Genomic DNA, 26,826 nt, shown 5'->3' with positions numbered 1-26,826 from the left:
ATAAATTCAATAACAATAATAAGAGCCGGAAATTTTACCAAATAAGTCATTATTTTTACTATAAAACAATTGGTTAAATCACTATTAAAGCTGTTGTCAAATCCTTTTTGGGTTGTTGATGAATTGTGGATAACTATTTTTTTCATAAATAAAATCAAGTTATGCACAAATTGTATTCCAGTTATACCTGTATTAAATGTAGTGAATTTTGATGATTATTTAGTATTTAACATATTGAATTATATGATAATAGATGCTTATATATTATTGTTTTGTAATTTTATCTTGCTGACTTAAATTGATGCGGATTTAGATACACCACATATTGAATTAAAAATAGTGTAAAAGTTGATAGATATCTTTTTGTGCGGGGATTAAACTTAACACAGTTTTTGAACTGAAAATTACAACATATCTTTACCTTGTTTGTAGTTACAAATTCCTCCTTATTTTAGCTATATAAAATTACTTTTATCTGTATTTATTATTTTGGTTTCCAATTTTGAACTTACGTTATGAATGAATTTTGGCAAGACTCTTTATCCAAACTCGCCCATGAGCTACCCGCTCAACAATTTAACACCTGGATAAAACCTTTAAAGCCAGTAGTAACCAATAATGAATTAAGCCTAATGGCACCTAATCGTTTTGTATTAGATTGGGTTAAAGATAAATTTCTAAACCGGATCGAAGAACTTGCGCTTGATTATTTTGGTGCATCGACGGTTATTAATCTTGCGGTTGATACCGTAGCTAAAAACAAACCCAGCACAGCTACTAAATCTGTTTCGAAAACAGTTGAGCCAGTTATTGCTGCCCAAAGAAAAGAAGCCCCTAAGCGACTCAACCCTGCTTTTAGTTTTGATACGCTGGTTACAGGAAAAGCCAACCAATTGGCCCGTGCTGCTGCTATTCAAGTTGCAGAAAACCCTGGTACCGCATATAACCCTTTGTTTATTTATGGTGGTGTAGGTCTAGGTAAAACACACTTAATTCAGGCAATAGGTAATTTTGTGCATGCGAATAATCCAGAAGCGCGGATTAGTTATATACATGCAGAAAATTATGTATCAGACGTTGTTAAAGCCTATCAGCATAAAACTTTTGATGAATTCAAGCGCCATTACCACTCTTTAGATTTGTTATTAATAGATGATATCCAGTTTTTTAGTGGAAAAAATCGTACGCAGGAAGAATTTTTCTATGCTTTCAATGCGTTAATTGAAGCCAAGAAACAATTAATTATTACCTGTGACACCTATCCTAAAGAAATTGCCGGCATGGAAGATAGGTTAAAATCAAGATTCAGTTGGGGATTAACCGTCTCAATTGATCCACCTGAATTAGAGATGCGTGTTGCCATCTTGTTAAAGAAGGCCAAAGCTGAAGGGATTACCCTGGAAGAAAACATAGCATTTTTCATTGCCAAACAGGTCCGTTCCAATGTCCGCGAACTAGAAGGCGCACTTAAACGCGTGTTTGCCTATTCACGGTTTTCGAATCGCCCTATAACCTTGGAATCGGCTAAAGAAGCACTTAAAGATTTGTTAGCAGTACAAAGTCGGCAGATTTCTATCGAGAATATTCAGAAAACGGTAGCTGACTATTACAAGATAAAAATTATTGACATGCATTCCAAAAAAAGAACACGAGCACTGGTTCGACCAAGACAAATTGCCATGTCATTAGCGAAAGAGTTAACTAGCATGAGTTTGCCGGATATTGGCGCTGCGTTTGGTGGACGGGATCATACAACAGTATTACATGCATGCCGCAAAGTCACTGAACTTAAAGAAGAAGATGCTAATATAAACAGGGAATACGCATTATTACTACAAGTCCTTACTAGTTGATATATGCATAATATCGAAATACAAAATACGTATAACTTGATATTAGTTTGTGGATAAGCGCTGTTTTTAAAAAGTTGTAATAGTTATCCACAATTGATTCACACTGCTATCAGTCTTTATTAACACCATTAAGATTTAAATAACAGATTGTTTATAAAGTTAAATAATGACTTATTAGTATAAATTGAACTCTCTTATTATTGTTATTAAGGTTATATATGTTATTACTAGAAACTAATCGAGACGCTTTATTAGGGCCACTGCAAACAGTGACGGGGGTCGTTGAAAAAAGACATACCCTACCTATCTTGTCTAATGTACTAATTGAAAAATCACATAATCAATTATCTATGTTGGCAACGGATCTTGAGATACAAATTAAAATCATTACCGAGACCAATTCAACTGAAGGTGATTTTGCGATTACGGTTGCTGCCAAAAAAATGGTTGATATCTGTCGTGCTTTTAATGACAAAGCGATTATTTCATTAGAAGCGAATGACAACCAACTGCAAATTAAATCCGGAAAAAGCCGTTTTAATTTGCAGACACTGCCTGCCCAAGACTTTCCCACTATTGAAACCAGTGTCGATGCGGATAATCATATTAAAATTGCGCAAAAAACATTAAAAAACCTGATTTCCATGGTGCAGTACGCTATGGCGCAACAGGACATTCGCTATTATTTGAATGGCATGTTGCTGGTGTTGGAAGGCAATAAAATAACGGTAGTCGCAACTGACGGTCACAGACTCTGTCTGGCTGCGGATACATTGGTAGAATCAGCAACCAAGCAGGAAATTATTATTCCGCGTAAAACCATCCTGGAATTGACCAAATTATTGGGTGATACAGAAGAGCTGGTAACGGTAACGATATTTAAAAATCAAATCAGGTTTGATATTGGAAACATTCAGCTGATATCTAAAGTAATTGATGGAAAGTTTCCTGATTACAACCGCGTCATCCCCACTACACACAAGAACATACTGACCGCCGACAGGCTGCCTTTACAGCAGGCTTTACAACGTGCAGCCATTCTATCTAATGAAAAATTCCGTGGCGTGCGCTTGGTGCTCAGTCAGAATGAGCTGAAAATAGTATGCAACAATAATGAGCAGGAAGAAGCCCAGGACGAAATAGAAGTTAATTATGATGGCGATCCGCTTGATATCGGATTTAATGTTTCCTATTTGCTGGATGCATTAAATCATTTGAGCACCGAAAAGATTAATTGCCATTTCGGCGACGCCAGCAGCAGTATGTTGATGACAGTTCCTGATAATGCCAATTACAAATACGTTATAATGCCAATGCGTATTTGATTTTTAAATAGTTATTTTAAGTTATCGTTACACCCCTATGTTCCACGTGAAACATAATTATCGATTGAGTGTGTCTATATATGAATAAAGAATATGATTCAAACAGTATCCGCATTTTAAAAGGTTTAGATGCCGTACGTAAGCGTCCAGGTATGTATATTGGCGATACGTCCGATGGAACTGGATTGCATCATATGGTGTTTGAAGTATTAGATAATGCAATCGATGAGGCACTTGGTGGTTATTGTGATGACATCAAAGTTATTATTCATGCGGATAACTCCGTATCCGTTACTGATAATGGACGCGGTATTCCGGTAGATATAAAACAGGATGATGAATTCAAGCGCTCAGCTGCTGAAATCGTCATGACTGAATTACATGCCGGTGGTAAATTTGATCAGAATTCTTATAAAGTATCGGGCGGCTTGCATGGCGTGGGCGTGTCAGTGGTTAATGCACTGTCAGACTGGCTGAAATTGCGCATATGGAAAAATGGCCATGTGTATCAGATGGAGTTTCGCCAAGGGGATGCAGTTAGTCCTCTGGCAGAAACCGGTAAAACGGATCGGCATGGTACCGAAGTGCATTTCTTTGCATCAAAAGAAACATTTGGTCTGATTGAATTTCACTATGATATTTTAGCGAAACGTATCCGTGAACTGTCTTTCCTGAATAACGGAGTGAAGATAGAGCTGATTGATCAGCGTGATGGCAAAAGTGAAAATTTCGCTTTTTCCGGCGGTGTTCAAGGGTTCGTTCAGTACGTCAATCGCAACAAAACAGTTTTACACCCTCATATATTTTACGCAATGGGTGAAAAGGACGGCATGACGGTAGAAGTTTCCATGCAATGGAATGACTCCTATGCAGAAACGGTGCAATGCTTTACTAACAACATTCCCCAGCGTGATGGTGGTAGCCACCTTACCGGTTTGCGTACCGCGATGACACGCACGCTGAATCAGTATATTGAACAGAATGAGTATGCGAAAAAAGCAAAAATAGATACTACTGGCGATGATATGCGCGAAGGCCTGACTTGCGTGTTGTCAGTAAAAGTACCAGAACCAAAATTCTCCTCACAAACAAAAGATAAACTGGTTTCATCCGAGGTACAACCTGTAGTTTCCGAAATCGTCAGTCAGAAACTGACAGAATATCTGTTAGAAAATCCGAACGACGCGAAAATTATTGTTAATAAAATTATCGATGCAGCCCGTGCGCGTGATGCAGCACGTAAAGCGCGTGAAATGACACGCCGTAAAGGTGTGTTAGACGGTATGGGCTTGCCTGGAAAGCTGGCAGATTGTCAGGAAAAGGACCCTGCCCTGTCGGAAATTTACCTGGTCGAGGGTGATTCCGCAGGAGGATCTGCTAAACAAGGACGTGATCGTAAATTTCAGGCGATCTTGCCACTCAAGGGTAAGATATTAAACGTTGAAAAAGCGCGATTCGATAAACTGGTTTCCAGTCAGGAAATCGTAACCCTGATTACTGCTCTGGGCACAGGTATTGGAAAAGATGAATACAATGCGGATAAATTACGCTATCACCGCATTATTATCATGACTGATGCGGACGTGGATGGATCACACATTCGAACCTTGCTGCTGACGTTCTTTTACCGTCAAATGCCGGAATTGGTAGAGCGTGGTCATATTTATATCGCACAGCCACCTTTGTATAAAGTAAAGTTTGGCAGAACTGAACGTTACCTTAAAGATGAACATGAATTAAAAGCATTTTTGCTAGCTGAAGCCACTAAAGAATCAAAACTGATAACGGCAGAACAAGGCGGTACGGAAATCAGTGGCGCAGCATTAGAAAATATCGCCAAATCGTATTTGCTGGCAGAAGCTGTAATCGAACGCATGAGCCGGGTTATCGATGGCTCAGTAATGCATACCTTAATGGATATTGCACCTATCTCACTGGCAAATCAGGCTGATGCCGAGCAGGCAGCCAAAGTGTTGAAAGCTGCGATACAGGATCCGGCGGTAACAATTGAGGCTGAATATAACGCTGAAAATGAGGTTTATTCACTTAAAATCAATCGCCGTCATCATGGCAATGTGCAAGTAACCCGACTGGATGCTGATTTTGTGGAGAGTGGTGATTATGCCCAGATCCGTGAAACCAGCCAGGTGCTACAAGGTTTATTGGGACAAGGTGCCAAAGCTGTACGTGGTGAAAAAGAACAGTCAGTATCAAGCTTTAAAGAAGCGCTGGAGTGGCTGCTTAATGAAGTAAAACGCGGCTTGGCAATCCAGCGCTATAAAGGTCTGGGCGAAATGAACCCAAGTCAACTGTGGGAAACCACGATGGATCCGACGGTACGTCGTTTAATGCGTGTGCAAATTGACGATGCTATCAGTGCAGATGAGATATTCGTTACGTTAATGGGTGATCAGGTCGAACCACGTCGTGCATTTATTGAAACGAATGCTTTGGGTGTACGAAATCTAGATGTGTAAGTTGCTGTAATCGTCCACAAAGTTTATATATTTTCGGACACAGCGAAAGTCGTGTGTAACTGCCGGTCAGCTATCCAAAGTATGAATAGCTGACTGGCAGTAAAAGCGACAAAATTATTCAGTTACTTCATGGCCTATCACACCACCAACGGCTGCCCCGCCATCGTACCTGCAGGGCTGCCACCTGTTGCCACCGACGGCACCTACTCCAGCACCGATTGCAGTATTTTTATCCAGATTAGTCATACCTGCGCACCCACCGAGAATAAATAGCATGGTTGCAATTGCACAATTTTTGAATAGTGTTCATTTGGAATGAGACCTTTGCACGATGTAGCGAGCGCAGTTCAGATGAGGCGGAAATCAGCGAAAAAGCGGAGTGTACAAATAGTACATGAGCATTTTGAGCTGATTTTCAACGAAATATGAACAAGCGCAGTAATCGTGCAAAGGTCTCGGAATACCTCTTCATTTATTAACCGGTACTCAAGCAGATACGGGTGGATTATTTTCCGTAATGCATCTTTGCGTCGCTTGAGCACATATCCTTAGCGTTGCCGGCTAGTGCGTCACATCTTGTTTTTTCGACAGCATAATCAGCATCGCGTTTATCAGCAGCGGCATCTTGACGGGCTTCGCTGCCTATCTTTTTTGCTTTCATTTGTGCATCTGCCGATTTTTCATTGGCTGTTGTATTGGCCTCTGCACTTGTGAGTTGTGCTTTTGCATCAGACTTAGCGCTTATCAGCGCGGCTTTGGCTTCTTTTACACAGACATCCTTGATATTCCCTGCTTTGTCATCACAGCGTTCAATGGCTACGGCATAATCTGCCTTGGCCTTGATGACTATGGCATCATAGCGCGCTTGCTTTGACGGCCTATAGCTAGCATCGAGTTCTGCCTGAGCAACGTTTTTCTTGCCCTTAGCATCAACGACACAGATATCCTTGGCATTATCAGCATACACATTGCAATTGTGTTTGGCCGTTTTATACTCAGACTTAATAGTTTGTGTTATTGATTTATATTCAGTTTTCGACATGTTTTGTGCCATGGCGTTAACGCTATAAACAAGGCTGATTGCCAGAGTGATGGCACTAATATTGATTTTAGTCATTATGTTATTTCCTTAAGCAGGATTTAAATACGAAATTGGTAATTCATCACTGTTGCTGTGTTGCGCCAGTTCATTTTTGACTGGCTTGCCAATCTGCAATTTGCTTCTCGGTTTCATCTTTGGTAATGCCGTAGAGTTCCTGAATTTTGCCGGATAGCTGCTCACGTTTACCGGCAATGACGTCCAGATGGTCGTCACTCAACTTCCCCCATTGTTGCTGAATATTGCCTTTTAGTTGTTTCCAGTTACCTTCAATTCGATCCCAGTTCATGTTAATCACCTCTTAAAATTTAAATATTGGGACTTGCCGGAAGGTGCGAAATTGCACTGCGGCATTGCATGTTCACAGTCTCAATATAACCAAGTTTATGGTGGGGATAAGGTTGCGTCTGTGCGCTGGCGAACAAATAAAAAGCCCTGCTTAAGCAGGGCGTTAGAAGATACACGGAGGGGAATTATGTCACGAATTAAACGGCAATTAATGTACCCTAATTATTGAATTCAATAAGGTGATTACTCGTATGCCAAGCTTATTTAAGTCTGAGTTGATTGTCTACGTGCTTCACTCCGGCCACTGCTTCAGCCAGCGTTTTAACACGTTCGCTGTTTTGCTCGGTATCAACAGAGCCAGTCAAGGTAACCACGCCATCGACAGTATCAACACCAATCTGTAATGATTTTAGAGCGGGTTCGGCAAAAATAGCGGCTTTGACTTTGGTGGTAACTGTCGCATCATCAATAGCCATGGCGGTTTTCGCGGTTTGCGTTTCTATGCTTTTATCAACTTTGTCGACGGTCTCACCGATTTTATTACTGGCCGTCTCAGCTGCCTGGTCTATTTTTTTCCCGGCATCTTCAGCTGAGTTTTGTTTACTACAGGCTGAAACGCCAGTGAGCAACACTAATATCAGTACAATTCGTTTGGCATTTTGCATTCGATACATTGTTGCCTCCTAATATACATAAAGTAAAACGGACGAAATAAAAGATAATTACGGCACTACTAAAAGCGGATGGGCGCTAGAAACGGATTTCCAGCAGCCCATCCCTTAATGGTAGCGTCAATGCAGGAGAAATTATCCCTCCAGAGCTGACGCATATGTCAAAACATCAGTCATGACCGTTGCCGTGACCCTTGCCATTGCCATGGCCGTTACCATGACCATTACCATGCTGCTCATCCCGCTGGTCTCCGCGATTATCATTCCTGCGCTCATCTTGGCCGTAACCACGGTGTTCACGTTGCCGATTCTGATAGTAGGGTACGTAATCATGTCGGTACCAGCTATCTTGCACAAAATAGACGCGCTCACCGCAGGCATTGTATTCGCGGCAATGCTTCTCCCAGTGTTTGGCATGGCCTGGTGGCACGCGCAGATAAATAGGTGGGCGATCCCTTGGTACTTGTTGAACTATCATCGGCTGACGATAAATAACTTGTGGCGGCGGGTAGCCACCGATGTCCAGGCGACCATAGAAGCCTGGCTGGCCGATAGTGACTGAGACGCCGACATCGGCAGCGAGTGCCGGTGTGGCAATCGCTGCTGTTGCCATGGTTGCTGCAATTAGAAAACGTTTCATATGCTATCTCCTGTTGAAAATGTGTTTAATTATCGAAATCCGGATTATTCTGTCATGCATTATTCATCACGCTCCCGATTTCGCTCCTGCTCTTGACCCTCTTTAGGTGTATGCGTTAAATCCTATTCTTGCGGATTTTCATCACGTCCCTGAGGTTTTGGTACAAGCTGCTGATAACGTTGACGTACTGCAGGGTCATGTGGCCAGTAACGGTAATTTTTCTGTAGCAGTTCCTGTTGTTGCTCTATGCGTTGCGGGTAGTATTCATTTGTGTACTGACGCTGGTAGGCTGGTAGTGGTGCCGGTGCTGGCGCAGTCCCGCGTATCCATCTATCCCAACCCTTTCTGCGTTGTTCCCATTCGCGCCCCCAATGATCGCCCCAGTGTGGAGGCGCATCAGGCCGCCAGCCATAGAAATACGCCGGTGGCTGGCGATAGTAGTAAACGGGGATGCGCAGGATAAACACGGGCACATATTCGGGATCTACCCGATCCCAAGGACCGTTATACCAGATGCTGCTATACCAGTAATCATCCTGATAAATCCAGTACATGCCATCGTAAAAAAAGAAGTTTGCATTCAACTGGGGCGCGTAATAAACCGGGTAACCCGGTATGGCAACCAGGTCTGGATAAGTGGGGAGATTGATACCTATGCTTACGCTAGGCATGCGAACGCCAATGCCAACCTCAGCGGTGGATGCTGTGGAATATAATAGAAAGCCTAAAGCAATGAATATATATCGATTTTTTAGCATTGTGTGATCTCCATGCAGCAATAACTAAAGTCGGCACTGGCCGTTGACAGGGCAAGGCGTCAAGATTCACTATCGCTATCTTATCTGCATTTAGCTACATGCTTCTGTACGCTAGCGTACACTGCACCAACATAAGTACACTATCACCATTATTGATATATAGTCGAACAGTTTAGTGTATACAACTAAATGTTTGCTAAAACTGATTTGGTTTTCTTTCATTGTGCGTAGGTTGCAAGTCGTGTTTCCCCTGGGAGTATTGGTCGTACATGAAAAACCCCGTGTATTTTCACGCAGCTCAATTTGTAGCGGTATTTGCGCTATTTCTGCTTGCAGGCTGTAGTTCGATCCCTGCGCTGGTGCCAGATATGGCGATGCGGCCATCACGCCCGGTACAACTCGATGGTGCACACGGTCCTTTGAGTGCTGCGCAGAGTAAGACGATTCTCGCCAGGCTGAAAAATAATGCTACTGAGACCAATATCTTTGACAGGCATCTGGCACTGGAATCCGAGCTAGTCGGTAGCCCGCTGGTGGTGGGTAATAAGGTCACGCTACTGGTTGATGGCCCGACCACGTATAACGCCATGTTTACCGCTATAGAGCGTGCCAAAAACCATATTAATATGGAGACTTACATCTTTGAAGATGATGAAGTCGGGCAACGTTTTGCTGCACTGTTAATGAAAAAGCAACAAAGCGGGGTGCAGGTGAATCTTATCTATGACAGCGTGGGTTCAATCAACACACCTAAAGCGTTTTTTGACACGTTAAAACAGAGTGGTGTGAATGTACTGGAATTTAATCCGGTTAATCCGCTGCTCGCACGTAAAGGCTGGGATGTTAACCGGCGGGATCACCGTAAACTGCTGATTGTGGATGGGCAGGTTGCGTTCGTTGGCGGTATTAACATTAGCAGCGTGTATTCCAGCTCATCATTCCGCAGGGTTAAAATAACAAAAAAGAATCAGGCATGGCGGGACACGCATTTACGTTTGGCCGGGCCGGTTGTCAGTGAATTCCAGAAGCTGTTTATGGCAACGTGGATCGAGCAACAAGGTGAGCCGCTGGCGCCCAGAGATTATTTTCCAGTATCTAAAAATTACGGTCATGAGGTAGTGCGCGCTATTGGCAGTTCGCCCGAAGAGCCATACAGTCAGATTTACGTAACCCTGCTTTCGGCCATTAATAATGCGGAAACCCAGGTGTATTTGACCAATGCCTATTTTGTTCCCGACCCGCAATTGCTGGCAGCACTTAAACAAGCCGTTCAGCGTGGCGTAGATGTAAGGTTGCTATTACCTGCAACCACAGATTCGGCACTGGTATTCTATGCATCACGTTCGTATTACGATGAGTTGCTGAATGCCGGCATCAAAATTTATGAGCGGCAGGATGCGCTCTTGCATGCCAAAACGGCGTTGATAGACGGTGTATGGTCAACAGTAGGATCAACCAATCTCGACTGGCGTAGCTTCCTCAACAATCAGGAAATCAATGCCGTTGTACTGGGGCAGGATTTTGGTTTGCAAATGCAGGTGCTGTTCGAGCAGGATTTGGCATCGTCTAAACTGATTACATTGGAAAGCTGGCGTAAACGACCCGTCAGCAACCGGATCAAGGAACGTGCGGCGCGGTTATGGGCGCGTTTGCTGTAGTCTGCTCAACACTACTCACCAAGCACTTCTGCGACAGGCTGCAACTGCTCTACATGCTGCGATATTACTTTGATAATGACGATGATGGGGATACCTAGCAGCATGCCCCATATCCCCCATAGCCATGCCCAGAACAACAGGGAAATAAACACCGCCGCTGCATTCATCTTGGCTATCCTGCCTGTCACCCAGGTTGTCACAAAGGTGCCGACGAAAGTGGCTATCGCCAGCGACGCACCGGCCACTAATAATGCCATCGACATAGAGTCAAATTGCAAATAAGCAACCATACCAGTGGCTGCTGCGGTAAATACCGGGCCGATATAGGGAATGGTATGCAGCAGTCCCGCAGTCACTGCCCAACCACCTGCATTATCCAGTCCTATTAGGCGGAAAGCGACCCAGCTGAGTAAACCTAGCAGCATATTCGTCAATAACAACATGAACATGTATTTCTGGATTGAGTTATTAATGTCGTTGAGGATGTTAATGGTGATTTTCTTCCGTGATAGCGATGGTCCGGTAAGGCGCAGCAGTTTACGCTTGAAGGTATCACCGCCAGCTAGGAGAAAAAAGGCCAGAAAAATCACCATGGTCGCTTGGCTAATGAAGCCTAATACGCTAACCGAACCTGCCCACATCACATCACCCAGCTTGAAACCCGGTTTATCGATGACAATGTGAGTAATGCGCTGTTTGTGCCCGGGTGGCGTGCTGGTGATCTGGCTGCCCGCCTGCTCCATTTCACCCACCGCAGCTTGCATTCTCTGCATGCTACCGTCCGGGTCATTTCGCATGTTAGCCAAACCGGCAGATAGTTTGCTGGCCGCCTCGGGCAATTGTGTGAAAATGGTCTGCATCTGCCCACGTAACGAATACGTACCCAGCGCGAAGGCGCATATAAATGCCACAATCACTACGCTGGTCCCCAGTATGCGCGGTATTTTGATGCGTTCCAGCAGTATGACGAGGGGATTAAGCGTGTAAGTCAGGAAAATGCCAAGCAACAGCGGGACAAAAAATGTCTGCATCCAGTCCAATGCAAAGATTACGGCGACGGCTGCCAGTATACCCAGCGCCAGACCGCGTGCATCCACCGGGACGTGGACGACGAACGTATGGACGCCTTCAGTCGCATCAGCAGCAGGTACTGCCACTCGTTGTATATCGGCATCCTGGTCTGAGTTTGGATTCATAGCAGTTTCTTTTATTTATCGTGCAATTTACGTAGTAATTTCCACGCCACCCAGCCACGTCCCAGCCATTTGCCCAGATAGATCGGGCGCAGCGTTGCCAGCGCAAGCCCGCTACCGATAAGCCAGACAGGATGGTGCTTGAGATAACGTAATAACGTCAGTCCCTGGTCAACCCGTGTTAACGGTATGCGCCATGGCTCGATAGTCGCCGCTAGCATAACACGCTGCGCCGCCGCTAGCGCAACCAGACGCTCGCGGCGCTCAGTGAGTAGGACTAATTTCTTACTCATAATCGTGAAACGAGCTGATCTCGGTCTTTTAACAGCTCTGACATGCTCGTGGCAAATAGCCGGGGTTTGGTTTTCGTTTTATACCGGAGGCGTCCCCATGCGGCTATACCCGCCATGAGAAAGCATCCGGCAAGCGTGCCCAGCACCAGCAGGCGATGTGTGTCCCAGAAGGCGGCAACCAGCAGTATGGTTGCCAGCACAACCCCTACTCCCAGACAAAACAGGGCAGTTAGTGCCAATACCAGTAGCGACAACACGTGCTCCCGATCTTCTTCCAGATCGGCAACCAGCAGATCAAGACGCGTGTGCGCAATAGCTACCAGCGTGGAAGCGAGCGTTGTCAGTGAGGATAGCAGCCCTTTATGCTCTTCGGGTGTGTGCTCGGCCATGGCTCAGGAATTAACGGCGGCCGATGAGTAAGCCAACCACCAGACCAACACCGGCAGCAGCACCGATGGCTTTCCATGGATTTTCATGGACGTAGACATCCGTTGCCTTGGCGGCGGCTTTGGTTTTGGCAAGCAATGCATCTTGCGCTTCCATCATACGGGCTTTAGCGATTTTAAGTGACTCTTCTGCCTTGGCGCGGACTTCTATCAATTTTTCTCCCCCTTGATTGGCGGTGACTTTCAGCAGTGCTTCAGCATCCTCTACGACCACTTTGAAATCAGCGATCAGTTGTTGTTTGCTGGTTTGGTCAGCCAATGCTTCCATACCCTTTTGAGTTGTACGTTCAATTGCATTCATGGTGGATTCCTATCGTGTAATGGTTAATTGTTAAAATGAAAATTTCCAGCCAGCAGCAATTTGAATAGCTTGCCAGAGGCCGGGAGGGTTACTCCTTGCGTACAAACAGCAGCAACATGCCGGCTACGAGGGCGCCTACGCCAGCCCAGACCGGGATATTTACAGTTTCCGTACTTTTTACGGACAGTTCTATCGGGCCTAGTTTGGCTTGTTGTGTATCCTTGGTGTAAGTGAAACCACCATAGGCCAAACCCAGGGCGCCCGCTACGATCAGCGCGATTGCCAACATTTTAATTGCATTCATTTCATTATCTCCGGTCAGTTTGTTATATGCCTCGGCCTTGAATGACCCGAATCAATATCACCACAACAGCGATAATCAGCAGGATGTGAATAAATCCACCCATGGTGTAAGAGGTAACCAGACCAAGTACCCACAGAATCAGCAAGATAATTGCAATAGTCTCAAGCATGTTTATAACTCCTTATAAAAACAGATTGCCGCAATGGTTACCCTAAATTCGACCCAGCAGTAGCAGGATGATCAGGATGATGAGTACCAAGCCAAGACCACCACTCGGTGCATAACCCCACGACCGGCTGTGCGGCCAGGCAGGGAATGCACCAACCAGCAATAGTATGATTACAATCAATAATATAAGTCCCATGATGATATCCTCTGTATGTGCAGTGTCAGTGGTGCAGTCACTCGGGCATTACGTTAGCGTATTGCCCGGGAATGGCCGCAGATGATTAGCGTGGCGCGATGTTGCCGTTATCGTTGGAGATAATGATCTCGACACGCCGGTTTATCTGGCGGTGGGAAGCAGTATCATTGCTGGCAACCGGGTAGGACTCCCCGTAACCATGCGTAGCAATACGGTCGCTACTGATACCGGCATCGGTCAGTGCTACGCGCACAGCATCAGCGCGTCGTTCCGAGAGCGCCTGATTGTGCTCTTCGCTGCCGGTACTGTCGGTATAACCCTCAACCAGAACCTTGCGTTGCGGATATTGTTTGAGAAAGGTTTCCAGCTTTTGTAGGCTTTGCATGCCGTGCGGTGACAATTGCGCTTTGTTGGTATTGAACAATACATCGCCTAGCGTAATAACCAGGCCGCGCTCGGTTTTCTTGGCATTTAATGCCTTGAGCTGCATGTCCTGCTGTGCAATAAGTGCTTGATCATTGGCAGCATTAGCATTGGCGGCAGCTAAAGCGACGGCTTGCTGATCCGCAGTTTGTTGCACTATGGCAGTTTGCTGTTTGGCTGCGGCAGCTTCAGCGGTTTTCTGATCGGCGGTTTCCTGTGCAATGCCTACCTGCTGATGCGCGGCATCTGCTTCAGCTGTTCTGGCCGCCAGGCGGATTTGATCGCGCTGTGCGCTGGCGCTGGCAACGGCTAGTTCAGCTGTTTTGCGTTTGGCTGTTTCCTGCGCAATAGCGACTTGCTGGTTGGCAATATAAGCCATCTGGTTGACCGTAGCATCGCTTGCCCCCTTGCTTAATGCGGTGTCCGCCTTGGTCAGGGAATTGCCGGCTTCCTGCAATTCGACCGCTGCCAGATTGGTAACTGCAGGGTTGCTGCGCGCATTGTCGTAGCTGCTATGTGCATCGGAGAGCGCGGTGTTTTGCGGCATTGAGCTGCAACCTGAAAAAATGGCAACAGCAATCAGTGTCATAGGGAAATACAATTTTTTTTGCATGATGGACTCCGTTGATGATTAGTTGGTTTTACGGTTGATTTCCTGGCGTAGCACGCGGCTATCTTCCTGCACTGCATCTGCGGCTTTTTTTGCTTTGGCAGTTCGTGCAGCTGCACTGGCTAACTGGGCATCCACCTGCGCCTGTTCGGCAAGTTGCCGAGCCAGCACATAATCCTTATCCGTCATGGCGCGTTCGGCAGCAGCCATCTTATCCATGGCGGACTTGAGCTGAACTGGCGCAAACTCATTGCTTCCCGCATTGTTGGCTTCGGTTACTGCCGCTCTGGAAACAGCCATTTGCGCTGTCGGTGCAGGGGTGCTGGCGCAACCGGCCATAAAGATAACCGCACCAGCTGTGATACCGATTCGGCGTAGCATTTGATACGATTTACCCTGATATAAATTTTTCATCATTTGTCCCATCCATTGAGTTAAGCGTCGAACATGACCTTGGTCATGGCAATTGCTGTGATTGCAACGATTTCCAATTCAGCTGACAGCAATTCATCTGCCTGATTGTCGTACCCATCATAGGGTGCGAATATGGACGTGTCTGTGCGGTGTCGTACATAGCAGCGCTATGTGAGGAGGTTTATTTGCCGGGTTTGCAGTTGGTTTGATGCTGGCGGAAATGAATGCGGGGTACTGCGTTGTCTGTTACGGGTGCAGCGTGAAATTAAGTCTGGAGAAGCAGCCAAACCCGGTAAGGCACCGGGTTTGGGGAGTGATGCTATTGGCGGTATATCACGCCATTTTCAACGCGTACTCTGTCCCCGTTTCTAAAGCTGCCAGCGGTGGGCTGGGTTAATGTTTGGTATGAGCCATCATCCATGCGAATGGTGAATTTATAAGCATTACCGGTTCCGGTCTTGCCCTTCTCCAGTTGATGTCCCACATAAGCACCGGCAGCTACGCCACCGACTGTTGCAACCGTTTTACCCGTGCCGCCACCTACCTGATTGCCCAGGATGCCGCCGATAACGCCGCCAGCAACTGTCCCCAGTCCCATGCCGGTGCCGCCAATGCCGCCACCCTGTTGTACTATCTCGATAGACTGCACCACGCCATAACCTGAATACGGTGCATTTGCGCGCGTCCCCATGTTGTCACATGCGGCCAGGCTTAGCAGTAACAATGCAGTTAATGCCAATTTAAATTTAGTTAACATAGACATAATAAATCTCCTTCTGTTATGGACGGGCAATCAGGCAGTATACACAGATTCGTCTTGGTCCAGATTAATCTCGGTCATGCTGCTCATGGCCATGATCCCGGTCGTGCCCATTATCGCGATTACGGAATCGAACCTCCTGGGGATAGCGGTTTCTGGGCAGATCCATCCACGGGCCACTTCGGGCATTGGAATAGCTCCAGCGATTATTCTGGTAATAATAGTAATAACCACTGTAAAAATAGTAAGGTTCTACGCCTAGCTCCACTACCACCGGCAATGCTGGGGCAACCGCTAATTGCGGGCCGCGCTGTGCCGGTACCACGACGCAAGCGCTGAGCAGAATGGCCGTTAATGTTGCGGATAATATCGTTTTGTACATGGTTATCCTCCTCCTAAACAGTATGGATTTTCCTGATATCAGAATAGCGAACAGGACACGGCATACTGCCCATCATCTTGTAGCAGAGAGACTTTCAGCTTAGTTGATTACGCTAGAATTACAAGCGCGTGAGCGGCTGTGCTGTCAGCAGTCGAGAGGAATTAGGATCGGCCGGTTTGTAATGGAAAACGTACTTTTATTCGCGTACCGCGTGCATGGTCAGGGGTGGAAATGGTTAATTCGGCACCGTGTAATTTGGCAATTTCCTGAACAATGGCGAGCCCCAGTCCACAGCCATTGCCGGGGCTACCATCAACACGATAGAAGCGCTCCAGTACTTTTTCACGTTGCGATTCGGGTATGCCAATACCGTTGTCATCCACTTCCAATACTGCCCCGCCATCCTGATAACAGCGTACCGTGACATAACCATCTTCAGGCGTGTAGCGAATGGCATTATCAATCAGGTTGGCAACCAGTTCACCAATCAGCAGAGGGTCGCCCGACAGTTCGGCAGAGGTAATCTCAAACCCCAGATCAATATGCTTAGCTTTGGCACGTCCCAGCCATTGTCCGATCACATCTTCGATCAATGTGGCCAGATTTAAGTTCTGCATCGCCATCAGATGCAATGCGCCGGGTTCAGCCCGTGCCAGAGTCAGCAACTGGTTGGCGAGATGAGCCGCGCGCTGAGTGGCGGTGAGCAACTGCTCAAATGTAGCGCGTAATTCGGCAGGCATATCTTTACGCAGCGCCACCTCTACCTGGGTTTGCAGTCCGGCTAACGGGGTACGTAATTGATGCGCGGCATTGGCGAGAAACCGTTGCTGGCCATCAATAGCCGCCGCCAGATTATTTAATAGCGTGTTAAGGGATGCGATAACCGGGCGCACTTCCTCCGGCGCATGGTCTTCCGGTACCGGGCGCAAATCGCGTAGCGAGCGTGCGGCGATTTCGGCCTGCAATTTCTGGAGCGGCGTGAGGCCGCGGCTAATGCCAAACCAGACCAGCAATACCGCAGCCAGCACCATGACTAGCGCGGGTGCAATCATAATTGCCAAGATCTCGTACAGATTGCGATCGCGTTTGGAGAGGGTCTCGGCAATCTGGATCACGACAGCATCCGGGCTGTCATCCAGCTCCAGGCGTAATGCGGCAACCCGGACGTCACTACCATTGACGCTGGCATTATAAAATAGCGGTTTGGTAGTTAAATGTGGTGGAGTTGGCAGACGCAGGTTGCCTTCAAATACATGACCGTCATTAGTGGCAAGCTGGTAGTACAGGCTGTCATAGGCATCCGTGAACAGCGAGTGCAGGGATTCCGGTGCCATTTTTAGCACGGGTTTGTTATTCACTGTTTCGATGTGCTGGCTCAATGCCTGGATGGGATCCAGTAATGCTTTGTCATAGGCATCGGTAGCGGAGGTTCTGGCGATGTAAAATGCGCCAGCCGAGGCGATGGCCAGCAGGCCCAGCAGCGGGCCCAGCAGCCAGCCCAGCAATAAGCGTTTTAAGCTAGGCTGACGCATGCTGCGTAGTATCGTCAGCTTCTAACAGATAGCCAAATCCGCGTATGGTGCGAATGTTGACGCCCGCCGGCTCCAGCTTGTTGCGCAGCCGCGACATATAGACTTCGATGGCATTCGGGCTGATGGTCTCATCCCAGCTACACACAGCCTGTAAGATTTTATCTTTGCTCAACACCTGGCCTTGCCGCATCAACAGATATTCCAGCACTCCCCATTCGCGTGCGGTCAGGTTGAGCGGTGCCTGGTTCAGCCAGGCACGATGTGCCAGCGTATCCAGTATCAGGTTGCCGCATACCAGCTGGGCGCTGTTCAGCTGCACGCCACGTCGCACCAGCGCGCGCAGGCGGGCTTCGAATTCGCTTAAGGCGAAAGGTTTGACCATGTAATCATCGGCGCCTAAATCCAGCCCGCGCACCCGATCAGTTACTGCATCCCGTGCGGTCAGTATCAGCACCGGACAGGTCTGGCCACGCGTACGCAAACGCTTCAATACGCTAAAGCCGTCTATGCCCGGCAAGCCGATATCCAGCACCACCAGATCATAAGTCTCGGAACTGAGCGCCAGATCAGCGCGCTCGCCACTGTTCACCCGGTCAACCGCATAACCAGTCTGGTCCAGTGCACGGACCAGTCCGGCAGCCAGCAGATCATCATCTTCTACGATTAAAACGCGCATATACACCTCACTCAGGAATGGATTCGACAGGTTTGGAGATTGCCGCGCGCTGGAAAGCGAGTGGCAGCAGCAATAGAGTAAACAGGGTGGCTGAGACGATACCACCCACAATCACCACAGCGAATGGACGCTGGGTTTCAGAACCGATGCCGTGCGACAGAGCCGCAGGGAGTAAACCCAGCCCGGCCATCAGCGCAGTCATCAGGATGGGCCGCAGGCGCTGTACTGCGCCGTCCAGCACCGCTGTACGCATGTCAGCTCCGTTACGCAGCAGGTCGATGATCTGTTCCATCATGATGACACCATTCTGTACGGAAATCCCGGCTACGGCAATGAAGCCGACTGCCGCAGAGACGGATAAATGCAGCCCGGCCAAGCCCAGCCCGGCGATGCCGCCGATCAGGGTAAACGGCACCATCATTAATACCAGGCCAGCTAAACGTACTGATTTGAACGCCCAGAACAATAACGAGAAAATCATGAACAGGCTGATAGGCACGATGATCTTCAGGCGCTTCATGGCCCGTTGCTGATTCTCGAATTGACCACCCCAGGTGATGCTGTAACCGGGCGGTAATTTGACCTGCTCCTTTACGCGTTGCTGAGCTTCGGCCACGAAACTGCCCTGGTCGCGTCCCAGCAGGTTGGATTTGATTGACACATTACGGCCGCCCCCTTCACGACTGATGCGTGAAGCGCCCTGTTTGATGGAAATGGTCGCAATATCACTCAGTGCAATTGTTCCCGTCCCATTCGGCAGTGCGACTTGCAAATCACCGACATCATCTACCGCATCGCGATAAGGCTTGTCGAGACGCAGGGTCACATCGAAGCGCCGCTCGCCTTCGTAGAAACTGTTGACAGCCTGACCGGCGAGCGCGGTTTGAATCACGCTATTGGCATCGGCGACATTGATACCCAGGCGGCCCATCTTGGCGCGGTCGAGGACGATGTTGAGCTCGGTCTGGCCACCCACCTGAATAGCCGCCACATCGCTGGCACCGGGGGTCTCAGCAAGAATGGAAGCAATCTGGTCGGCTTTGTCCTGCAGGATATCCAGATCCGGTCCGAATACCTTCACCGAAATTTCGCCTTTGACCCCGGACATCGCTTCCTCAACGTTATCCTGTATCACCTGCGAGAAATTGGTTGGCAATCCCGGTATGTGTTTGAGCTTGGCTGTTATGCTCTCGATCAAGGCTTCTTTACTGGCGAAATGCCAGGTCTCGCGCGGTTTCAGGTCGGCCAGGATCTCCATGTTGTTGGGCCCTTTCGGATCGGTGCCATCATCCGGACGGCCGACGTGGGTGATTACATTGCCGACCTCCGGATAGCTACGCAAGATTGCGCGCACTTCGCGTTCGATGTCCTTGGTTTTATCCAGCGCAGTTTGCGGTGGCAGGCTGATGGTTAACCAGATATTGCCTTCATCCAGCTTGGGCAAAAACTCGCTACCCAGCATCGGCGCGCCGGCCAGGGCGATGACCAGTAAGGCGAGCGAACCCGCCAGTATCGTTTTGAAACGCAATTCGGCCCAAAGCAACAGAGCACGGTAGCGTTGCTGCAATGCATGCATCCAGTTGCTGTGCTTTTCTGCCATGCCGTTGTTCTTCAGCGTATAGGACAGTAAAGTCGGGATTAGCGTAAGCGTGAGGATCAAGGCACCGAGCAGTGCAAAACTCAGCGTTAATGCCACCGGGGTGAAGATTTTGCCTTCCACGCGCTGGAAGGTAAAAATCGGCAGGAACGCCAGAATAATAATGGCCTTGGAGAACAGAATCGGATGGCCCAGCTCAATTGCGGTTTGCTTGAGTGCATGAGTACGCCAGGTGACCGTATTGTGTGCCGCATTCAGGTTGCCTGCTGCCAGTCGTACCATCAATGCCTCTACCAGTACCACCGCACTATCAATGATGATACCGAAGTCGACCGCCCCAAGTGAAATCAGGTTAGCGGATACACCACGCGCATCCATCAGCACAAAAGCAAACAACAGCGCCAGCGGGATGATGGCGGCGACGATCAATGCTGCCCGCCAATTGCGTAAAAATACGATAAGTATGGTGATGACCAGTGCTGCACCCATGATCAGGTTTTCTGTCACCGTGTGCACGGTGTGCTTGATCAGTTGGGTGCGGTCATAGATGGTGTGCATCTTTACGCCGGGAGGCAGTTTTGCATTGATGTCATCGATTTTGAGCTTGAGATCGGCGACTACTTTTGCGGCATTCTGCGCTTTGACCATCTGCACGATGCCTTCGACCACATTGTCCTGATCGTTGAATGCGACTACCCCGGAACGGGTGCGTTCGCCTATGGCTACCTCACCGATGTCTCCAACTTGCACAGTCTTACCATCTTTGGCGGTGATCACCACATGAGCAATGTCACCCAGGCTATTGAACAGCCCCTGCCCGCGTACGACCAGCGACTCATCCCCGCGCCGCAATAACCCGCCGCCGGTATTGGCACTGTTAACGGCCAGTGCCTGCGCTACCTGATTCAGCGTGACGCCGTATTTTTTCAGCGCATAGGGGTTGGCTCTGACCTGGTATTCACGAATGACGCCACCAAAGCTGACCACGTCGGCTACGCCTTTAACCATGCGTAACGCCGGACGGATCTGCCAGTCCTGAATCGCACGAATCTCGGAAATCGGCATGCTGGCCGGGGCTTCCAGTACATAACGATAAATCTCGCCGACGGCAGTGGTGAGGGGTGCCAGAGTAGGTTGAACGCCGCTGGGTAGTGTGACATTCTGCAGTTTTTCCAGTACCTGCTGGCGGGCAAAGTAATCGTCCGTGCCATCGGAAAACGTCAGGGTAACGATGGATAAACCGGTGATGGATACCGAGCGCAACTGGGTAATGCGTGACACGCCGCTCATTTCGCGTTCGATAGGCAGGGTGACGGTACGCTCCACTTCTTCCGGGGCCTGGCCTATGGCCTGAGTGACCACTTGCACCTGCACATCCTGCACATCCGGGAAGGCCTCTATGGGCAGATTGTCCAGCGCATTCATGCCTAGCAGCAATAATGCGCCCGTCAACAGCAGGATGAATACGCGCTGTTGCAGCGCGAAAGTAATGAGTTTATCTAACATGGGGCGCCTCGTTATTTGGCTGCGCCAAGTTCGGAATTAAGCAACAAGGCTCCGGCAGTGACGATACGATCATTTGCTTTCAGGCCATCAACGGTATAACTGAAATCACGATCTTGAGCGCTGAGCACTACCTTGCGCTTCTGTAATACGCCCGGCGCATGCTCGATGAATACATAGCTGTATAAACCATCCGTTACCAGCGCGGTATTGGGGATGCGGAAAGCCGTGCGGCTGATATCTGCGATCAGGGTCACCCGTGCATACATTTCCGGTTTGAGCAGTTGTTCCGCGTTATCGACTGAACAGCGCACAGTAATGCGGCGGGTAACCGGATCAAGTGCCGGTGCTATTTTTTCGATGCGACCATTGAATTGCTTGTCGGGATAGGCATCGACCGCGATACTAACCGGGCGGCCTATGCGTGCTTTGGCAATCAGGTTCTCTGGCAGATCCACGCTTACCCAGACTTGATCCGGGTTGGTAATCGTGAATAACGGGTCGGCCAGATCCGGGCGGATTTCTTCGCCGGGGTTAACCTGGCGCTGGGCTACCACACCGGCTATCGGGCTGCGTAATGCGTAACCTTCATTGGTATTGCTCATGCCGTTGGGCATCAGGTTCTTGAGGCGTAACGCAGCGCGACGGGCCTCGGCATTGGACGCGGCATAATCAGACTCAGCGGCCTCCAGATCTTTGCGTGCCATGGCCTCGCCTTGATACAGGGTATGTGCGCGGTTCAGGGCTAGCTGCTTGAGTCTGACGTCGGCAGTGGCTTTTTCTGTGTCGGCAATGGCATTGCCCAGATCGGGCGCATCCATCAATAACAGGGTTTGCCCGGCGCGGACACTATCACCGAGTTCGGCTTTAATCGACAGTACACGTCCGCTGATCGGGGCGGCAATACGTGCCGTCAGGTTTTCGTTATAGGTGACCTTGCCGTTCAGCGGGTCGGCCAGCGGCACGGGCACACGCTGCACGACTTCGCTGTGTATGGCCGTAAGCTGAGGTGCGCCGGGGGCATATTGCAAGATGTCTGTATCGGCTTTGGCTTTGACTTTATATTCAGCAGGAGCGGCAGAGTGCGATTTGTACTGATAGTAAGCGCCTCCTCCAACCACGCCGGCGGCGATGAGCATGAGCCATAAATACGACTTCTTCATAATTTATTCCTGAGCAATTTTAGTGTTGGTACGCCAGATGGCGACTGAGCGTGCGTAATCGGATTGTGCGCTAAGCGCTTCGAGCTGGATGGCGCGCCAGGTACGGCGGGCATCCAGTAATTCAACGGCAGAAATGGCGCCATTGGCAAAACCGAATTCAGCGGCATTCATGGCCTTGTGCGCAGCCGGCAGCAGACTGGTTTGATAGCGGAGCAAGCGTGCCTGGCTATTCAGCAGGGCGGCGCGGGTGCGATTCAGCTCGCTTAATGCCAGGGCGCGTACGCGTTCGAGATTATCTTCAGCCGAGCTGAGCGTGATTTCCGCGTTGCGGATATCGCCTTCGAAGTTATTGCCCAGGAACAGCGGGAAGCTGATGCCTAACCCTACCGTATTTTCGGTTGCGCCCGGGTAGTGTTCCACTTGTGCGCCAACTGAAATATCCCGGGTGCGCTGGGCTCGTATCAGTTCCTTGAATTGGCGTGCGGCATCGACACGTGCCTGCGCCGCCTGCACATCGGCTCGGCGTGCGATCAAGCTGTCGAAATCAGCGGCGGTGTTGATGTCACTGGTCGCGGGCCAGTCTGCTTCGACTTGTATCTGCGCTGCCTGATTATCCAGGCCGAGCAAATAGGCTAGCGCAATACGCGCATTGGCCGCATCCGCTACGGCCTGTTCTGCGTCATTCTGGGCGCGGAGGGTGTCAACCCGGATGCGTGCCACTTCTGCCGCGGCGATATCACCAGCAGAGAGACGCAGTTCGGCTTTTTTCTGTGCCGTTGTTGCCAGTTCTGCGGCATCTGCGGTCAGCTTGATTTTTTCCTGGGCGTAAGCCACGTCATAGTAGGCGTTATACAGCGCAATGCGCTGCTGACGGGTGATATCTGCCAGGTCGGCTTCACTGGCAAGTTCCAGTTGCTGCGCGGTTTTTATGCGCAAATCACGCTTGTCACCCCGTTCGATCAGTTGGTCAATCCGTAATACCGTATCCATGCGTTTTTCATAAGGGCTGCCTGCGCCCACGCTATGTGGATTGATATTGACCGTATTGATAGAAAGTTGCGGGTTAGGGCGTGCCGCGGCGGATAATTGCGATGCTTTGGCGGACGCTACACCACGTTGCGCTACCAGCAGGTCCCGGCTGTGGGTCAGCAATAAGGCTTGCGCTTGCGGCAAGGTCAGTAGCACAGGTGCAGTCACGGCATCGTTATTCGATGCCAGAACCGTAGCGGGTGCGAGTAAAACTAGCCAGACTGATGCTGCTAAACGAATTTTCAAGCACATCTCCCGCGAGGGTAAATAAACAATTATGCCAGAACAAGCTGACAGTAATCTTAAAGCTGCATGACGATTTGTTGACAACTAGGGCATGGCTTTATGCAAGTAACGCTTCAGCACCGAATTTGGTATACAACTCATCGGGTGCGAGTGCCTTGCTGAAGTAGTAACCCTGATATTGGTCGCAATCATGCTCGCGCAGGAAATCAAGTTGCGGCTGGGTTTCCACGCCTTCTGCGACGACTTTGATATGCAGATGATGGGCCATGACAATAATGGCGGCGACCATGGCTTCATCGTTTGGATCGGTCGAAATATCACGGACAAAAGACTTGTCGACTTTGAGTTTGTCGATAGGGAAACGTTTGAGATAACTCAGGCTGGAGTAGCCAGTGCCAAAGTCATCCAGCGATAGTTCTATGCCCAGTGCTTGCAGTTGCTTGAGCAGGATGATCGAATCTTCAGGATTTTCCATGATGACACCCTCGGTGATTTCCAGGCCTACATGCTGGGGTTCAACCCCCATCTCATCAAGAATGTCGGTAAAGGTTTGTACCAGATTGGGCTGGCGAAACTGCCGCGGTGAGAGATTGACCACCATGCGCGGCAAAGCAAAGCCCTGATTGTGCCATTGTTTGAGCTGCTGGCAGGCTTGTCTGAATACCCACTCTCCCAGCGGTACGATTAATCCCGAGTCTTCAGCGATCGGGATAAACTGGCTGGGTGGGATCAGGCCCAGGCTGGGATGATGCCAGCGTAATAATGCTTCCGTGGCAATAATTTTGCCGTCGGCGAGGCTGACCAAGGGTTGGTACTGCAGTAACAGCTCATTGCGATCGATGGCCTGGCGCAGGTTATTTTCCAGCATGAGTCGTTCCGCTGCAGCGGCGTTCATCTCATGGGTAAAAAACTGATAATTGCTGCGGCCGGCATCTTTGGCGTGATACATGGCGGTATCGCTGTTTTTGAGCAGCAGGTCGACATTGTCGCCATCTTGCGGATAGACGGCAATGCCGATGCTGGCACTGGTATGCAGCTCGTGTCCGCTAATCAGGTAAGGTTCGGCCAGGCTGTCGAGTATCTTTTTCGCAACCAGCGCGGCATCTTCCGGGACGCTCAGGCTGGCGAGCAATACGATGAATTCATCACCCCCCTGGCGACCCACGGTATCGCCGGTGCGTAACGCGGCAATGAGTCGCTGCGCGACGGTTTGCAGTAATGCATCCCCAGTGTCGTGGCCGAGCGTGTCGTTAATGAACTTGAATTTGTCGAGGTCGATGAACATTACGGCGAATTGCGAGCCAGCGCGTTGCGCCCAGGCGATGGTCTGTTGAATACGGTCCTGTACCAGATTGCGGTTAGGCAAGTTGGTCAGGCCGTCATGATTGGCCAGGTGGGTGATACGGGCTTCGCTGGCTTTACGCTCGGTGATGTCACGCATGATGCCGATGAACTGGCGATGGCCAGCGAGGGAAAATTCCGACACACGCAGATCGATGGGAAAAATCTCGCCATTTTTGCGCTGTGCAGGCACTTCACGTCCGATACCAATGACGTGCGCTTCGCCCGTAGTCAGATAACGTGCGATATAGGTATCGTGCGCACTGCGGAAAGGTTCCGGCATGAGTATGGCTATGTTTTTGCCAAGCACTTCTGCGCTATGGTAGCCAAATATACGTTCAGAGCCCGGATTGAAGAGTTCGATAATGCCGGTGGCGCCGATACTGACGATGCCTTCGTCAACGTTGTCCAATAATGCACGGCTGCGTTCTTCGCTATCGCGCAGGCGGGCACTGGTTTTGTGCGCCTGTTGTTCGGAATGGATCAACCGGTTGACCAGCGGCGCAAATAGCAAGCGCAGTGCGAGCAAGGCCAAAATGATGATGCCTGCCAGCAACGGTAACAGGGCGTAGAGTTGCTGCCAGATGGGAGCATATAACTCGGCGCTGTCCATTTTTAACACCAGGCCGAGACCAAGTTTGTCGACGGGCGTGTACGCAGCGATGACTTGATGGTCACGGTAATCCTTGGCGATAATGAAACCCGTTTCTCCTTCCAGCGCATGCGTCATCGGTAACGGTACGCCTTGTGGTGTCCGTTTGGCGAGTACAAACGGTTGTGATGTAAGCGTGGTAGGAAAGCACTGCATGTTGCTGCCCTCCGATGCACATAACGCCAATTCCCCGGTTTTACCAAGGTTTTTGGCGCTGCTGAACATAAGGCTGAAGGCGGGCAGAGGGCTTTCGGCGACCACTTTGCCTACCACTTCTCCGCCATCGATGATGCTGATTTCAGCGTGTAGCAAGAGTTTGCCGGCAGATAGCAACTGCACTTGGCCGCTAGGTGTATGCAAGGGAACGCCCAAATCATAGTGTTGGGCGAAGTGCCCGGCACGGCTCAGTTCTTCGCCATTTTTATCGTACAGCGCGACAGCGCTCAGACCGGTGGACAAGAATGATTGCGTCGCGCGAGCCAACGTAGCACGGACAGACGTAATATTTTGCCGATGGTTGGCATGCTGTAGTTGCTCGATCAGCAGCGGTCGGGTCGCAATAGTGGAGATTTTTTCAATGCCACGCTGTATTTCTGATTTTGCCAGTTCTTCACGGTTTTGCAGGGAAGATTGCAAGCTGTTGCTGAGCAAGTGCTCGGCATGACGCTGCATGACATAAAACACCACTATGCCAGTGAACAAGGCAACCATGATTAGAATGGCACCTGCAACCGGAATGATCCGGTATCGATGGATAGCTTTATGCTGCATAGGCTCCACGGCGGTGTGATGGTTGATTAATTATGCGCTTATGGGCCAGTGTGCGGG

27 protein-coding genes are annotated in these 26,826 nt (G+C 49.3%); 5 read left to right on the top strand and 22 right to left on the bottom strand.

What is annotated here, in order from left to right; genetic code table 11:
* Nucleotides 1-515: 515 nt before the first annotated feature.
* From dnaA to EJE49_RS14375, 4 genes are all read left to right on the top strand, one after another.
* Nucleotides 516-1,853: a chromosomal replication initiator protein DnaA gene (gene dnaA, locus EJE49_RS00285; RefSeq protein WP_124948412.1), complete on the top strand. Its 1,338-nt coding sequence runs from the start codon at nt 516-518 to the stop codon at nt 1,851-1,853.
* 218 nt (nt 1,854-2,071) lie between these two features.
* Nucleotides 2,072-3,178: a DNA polymerase III subunit beta gene (dnaN, locus tag EJE49_RS00280; protein WP_124948411.1), complete on the top strand. Its 1,107-nt coding sequence runs from the start codon at nt 2,072-2,074 to the stop codon at nt 3,176-3,178.
* An 80-nt stretch (nt 3,179-3,258) separates the two neighbouring features.
* A complete protein-coding gene (gene gyrB / locus EJE49_RS00275) occupies nt 3,259-5,655 on the top strand; it encodes a DNA topoisomerase (ATP-hydrolyzing) subunit B (protein WP_124948410.1) in 2,397 nt (798 codons plus the stop codon).
* Between the two features lie 129 nt (nt 5,656-5,784).
* Entirely contained in the window at nt 5,785-5,928 is a 144-nt protein-coding gene (locus EJE49_RS14375) for a hypothetical protein (protein WP_189941562.1), read from the top strand.
* A 232-nt stretch (nt 5,929-6,160) separates the two neighbouring features.
* On the opposite strand, the gene EJE49_RS00270 is transcribed toward EJE49_RS14375, so the two are convergent.
* From EJE49_RS00270 to EJE49_RS00250, 5 genes are all read right to left on the bottom strand, one after another.
* Nucleotides 6,161-6,772, bottom strand: coding sequence for a hypothetical protein (locus EJE49_RS00270; RefSeq protein ID WP_124948409.1), 612 nt, complete (start codon nt 6,770-6,772; stop codon nt 6,161-6,163).
* Between the two features lie 70 nt (nt 6,773-6,842).
* Entirely contained in the window at nt 6,843-7,043 is a 201-nt protein-coding gene (locus tag EJE49_RS00265) for a CsbD family protein (RefSeq protein WP_124948408.1), read from the bottom strand.
* A gap of 259 nt (nt 7,044-7,302) precedes the next feature.
* Nucleotides 7,303-7,716 carry a BON domain-containing protein gene (locus tag EJE49_RS00260; protein ID WP_223246664.1) on the bottom strand — a complete coding sequence of 138 codons (414 nt, stop codon included), beginning with the start codon at nt 7,714-7,716 and terminating at the stop codon, nt 7,303-7,305.
* Between the two features lie 166 nt (nt 7,717-7,882).
* Complete coding sequence (locus EJE49_RS00255) at nt 7,883-8,353, bottom strand: hypothetical protein (RefSeq protein WP_124948407.1); 471 nt, start codon at nt 8,351-8,353, stop codon at nt 7,883-7,885.
* Between the two features lie 122 nt (nt 8,354-8,475).
* Entirely contained in the window at nt 8,476-9,024 is a 549-nt protein-coding gene (locus tag EJE49_RS00250) for a hypothetical protein (RefSeq protein WP_124948406.1), read from the bottom strand.
* A 356-nt stretch (nt 9,025-9,380) separates the two neighbouring features.
* On the opposite strand from EJE49_RS00250, the gene cls reads away from it, so the two are divergent.
* On the top strand, nt 9,381-10,769 hold the full coding sequence (gene cls, locus EJE49_RS00245) for a cardiolipin synthase (RefSeq protein ID WP_223246663.1): 1,389 nt from the start codon (nt 9,381-9,383) through the stop codon (nt 10,767-10,769).
* Between the two features lie 11 nt (nt 10,770-10,780).
* On the opposite strand, the gene EJE49_RS00240 is transcribed toward cls, so the two are convergent.
* The 17 genes from EJE49_RS00240 to EJE49_RS00160 all read right to left on the bottom strand — a co-directional run bounded on the left by EJE49_RS00240 (nt 10,781) and on the right by EJE49_RS00160 (nt 26,769).
* On the bottom strand, nt 10,781-11,965 hold the full coding sequence (locus EJE49_RS00240; protein WP_124948405.1) for an AI-2E family transporter: 1,185 nt from the start codon (nt 11,963-11,965) through the stop codon (nt 10,781-10,783).
* A gap of 11 nt (nt 11,966-11,976) precedes the next feature.
* Complete coding sequence (locus EJE49_RS00235; RefSeq protein WP_124948404.1) at nt 11,977-12,255, bottom strand: YqjK-like family protein; 279 nt, start codon at nt 12,253-12,255, stop codon at nt 11,977-11,979.
* Nucleotides 12,252-12,644, bottom strand: coding sequence for a phage holin family protein (locus EJE49_RS00230; protein ID WP_124948403.1), 393 nt, complete (start codon nt 12,642-12,644; stop codon nt 12,252-12,254). The genes EJE49_RS00235 and EJE49_RS00230 overlap by 4 nt, the downstream gene beginning before the upstream one ends.
* A gap of 10 nt (nt 12,645-12,654) precedes the next feature.
* Entirely contained in the window at nt 12,655-12,969 is a 315-nt protein-coding gene (locus EJE49_RS00225; protein WP_124948507.1) for an ElaB/YgaM/YqjD family protein, read from the bottom strand.
* A gap of 121 nt (nt 12,970-13,090) precedes the next feature.
* Nucleotides 13,091-13,306, bottom strand: coding sequence for a hypothetical protein (locus EJE49_RS00220; protein WP_124948402.1), 216 nt, complete (start codon nt 13,304-13,306; stop codon nt 13,091-13,093).
* A 22-nt stretch (nt 13,307-13,328) separates the two neighbouring features.
* On the bottom strand, nt 13,329-13,475 hold the full coding sequence (locus EJE49_RS00215) for a lmo0937 family membrane protein (RefSeq protein WP_124948401.1): 147 nt from the start codon (nt 13,473-13,475) through the stop codon (nt 13,329-13,331).
* A gap of 42 nt (nt 13,476-13,517) precedes the next feature.
* Complete coding sequence (locus EJE49_RS00210) at nt 13,518-13,670, bottom strand: DUF3309 family protein (RefSeq protein ID WP_370685808.1); 153 nt, start codon at nt 13,668-13,670, stop codon at nt 13,518-13,520.
* A gap of 85 nt (nt 13,671-13,755) precedes the next feature.
* Nucleotides 13,756-14,706, bottom strand: a complete 951-nt coding sequence (locus EJE49_RS00205; RefSeq protein WP_124948399.1) for an OmpA family protein — start codon at nt 14,704-14,706, stop codon at nt 13,756-13,758.
* 18 nt (nt 14,707-14,724) lie between these two features.
* Nucleotides 14,725-15,120 carry a DUF4398 domain-containing protein gene (locus EJE49_RS00200; protein ID WP_223246662.1) on the bottom strand — a complete coding sequence of 132 codons (396 nt, stop codon included), beginning with the start codon at nt 15,118-15,120 and terminating at the stop codon, nt 14,725-14,727.
* 316 nt (nt 15,121-15,436) lie between these two features.
* On the bottom strand, nt 15,437-15,880 hold the full coding sequence (locus tag EJE49_RS00195; RefSeq protein WP_124948398.1) for an outer membrane lipoprotein: 444 nt from the start codon (nt 15,878-15,880) through the stop codon (nt 15,437-15,439).
* A 64-nt stretch (nt 15,881-15,944) separates the two neighbouring features.
* Nucleotides 15,945-16,259, bottom strand: a complete 315-nt coding sequence (locus EJE49_RS00190) for a hypothetical protein (RefSeq protein ID WP_124948397.1) — start codon at nt 16,257-16,259, stop codon at nt 15,945-15,947.
* Nucleotides 16,260-16,420: 161 nt separating this feature from the next.
* Nucleotides 16,421-17,791 carry a sensor histidine kinase gene (locus EJE49_RS00185; RefSeq protein ID WP_124948396.1) on the bottom strand — a complete coding sequence of 457 codons (1,371 nt, stop codon included), beginning with the start codon at nt 17,789-17,791 and terminating at the stop codon, nt 16,421-16,423.
* Nucleotides 17,778-18,467, bottom strand: coding sequence for a response regulator (locus EJE49_RS00180; protein ID WP_124948395.1), 690 nt, complete (start codon nt 18,465-18,467; stop codon nt 17,778-17,780). The genes EJE49_RS00185 and EJE49_RS00180 overlap by 14 nt, the downstream gene beginning before the upstream one ends.
* A gap of 7 nt (nt 18,468-18,474) precedes the next feature.
* Nucleotides 18,475-21,570 (bottom strand): efflux RND transporter permease subunit, encoded by a 3,096-nt coding sequence (locus EJE49_RS00175; protein ID WP_124948394.1) that lies wholly within the window; start codon nt 21,568-21,570, stop codon nt 18,475-18,477.
* 11 nt (nt 21,571-21,581) lie between these two features.
* Nucleotides 21,582-22,730, bottom strand: a complete 1,149-nt coding sequence (locus tag EJE49_RS00170) for an efflux RND transporter periplasmic adaptor subunit (protein ID WP_124948393.1) — start codon at nt 22,728-22,730, stop codon at nt 21,582-21,584.
* 3 nt (nt 22,731-22,733) lie between these two features.
* Nucleotides 22,734-24,005 carry a TolC family protein gene (locus tag EJE49_RS00165; protein WP_189941557.1) on the bottom strand — a complete coding sequence of 424 codons (1,272 nt, stop codon included), beginning with the start codon at nt 24,003-24,005 and terminating at the stop codon, nt 22,734-22,736.
* A 97-nt stretch (nt 24,006-24,102) separates the two neighbouring features.
* Nucleotides 24,103-26,769 carry a bifunctional diguanylate cyclase/phosphodiesterase gene (locus EJE49_RS00160; RefSeq protein ID WP_124948391.1) on the bottom strand — a complete coding sequence of 889 codons (2,667 nt, stop codon included), beginning with the start codon at nt 26,767-26,769 and terminating at the stop codon, nt 24,103-24,105.
* Nucleotides 26,770-26,826 lie beyond the last annotated feature (57 nt).

Source organism: Sulfuriferula thiophila, from assembly GCF_003864975.1.
GTDB classification, from domain to species: Bacteria; Pseudomonadota; Gammaproteobacteria; order Burkholderiales; family Sulfuriferulaceae; genus Sulfuriferula; species Sulfuriferula thiophila.
This window is presented reverse-complemented; position numbering and strand designations above follow the sequence as displayed.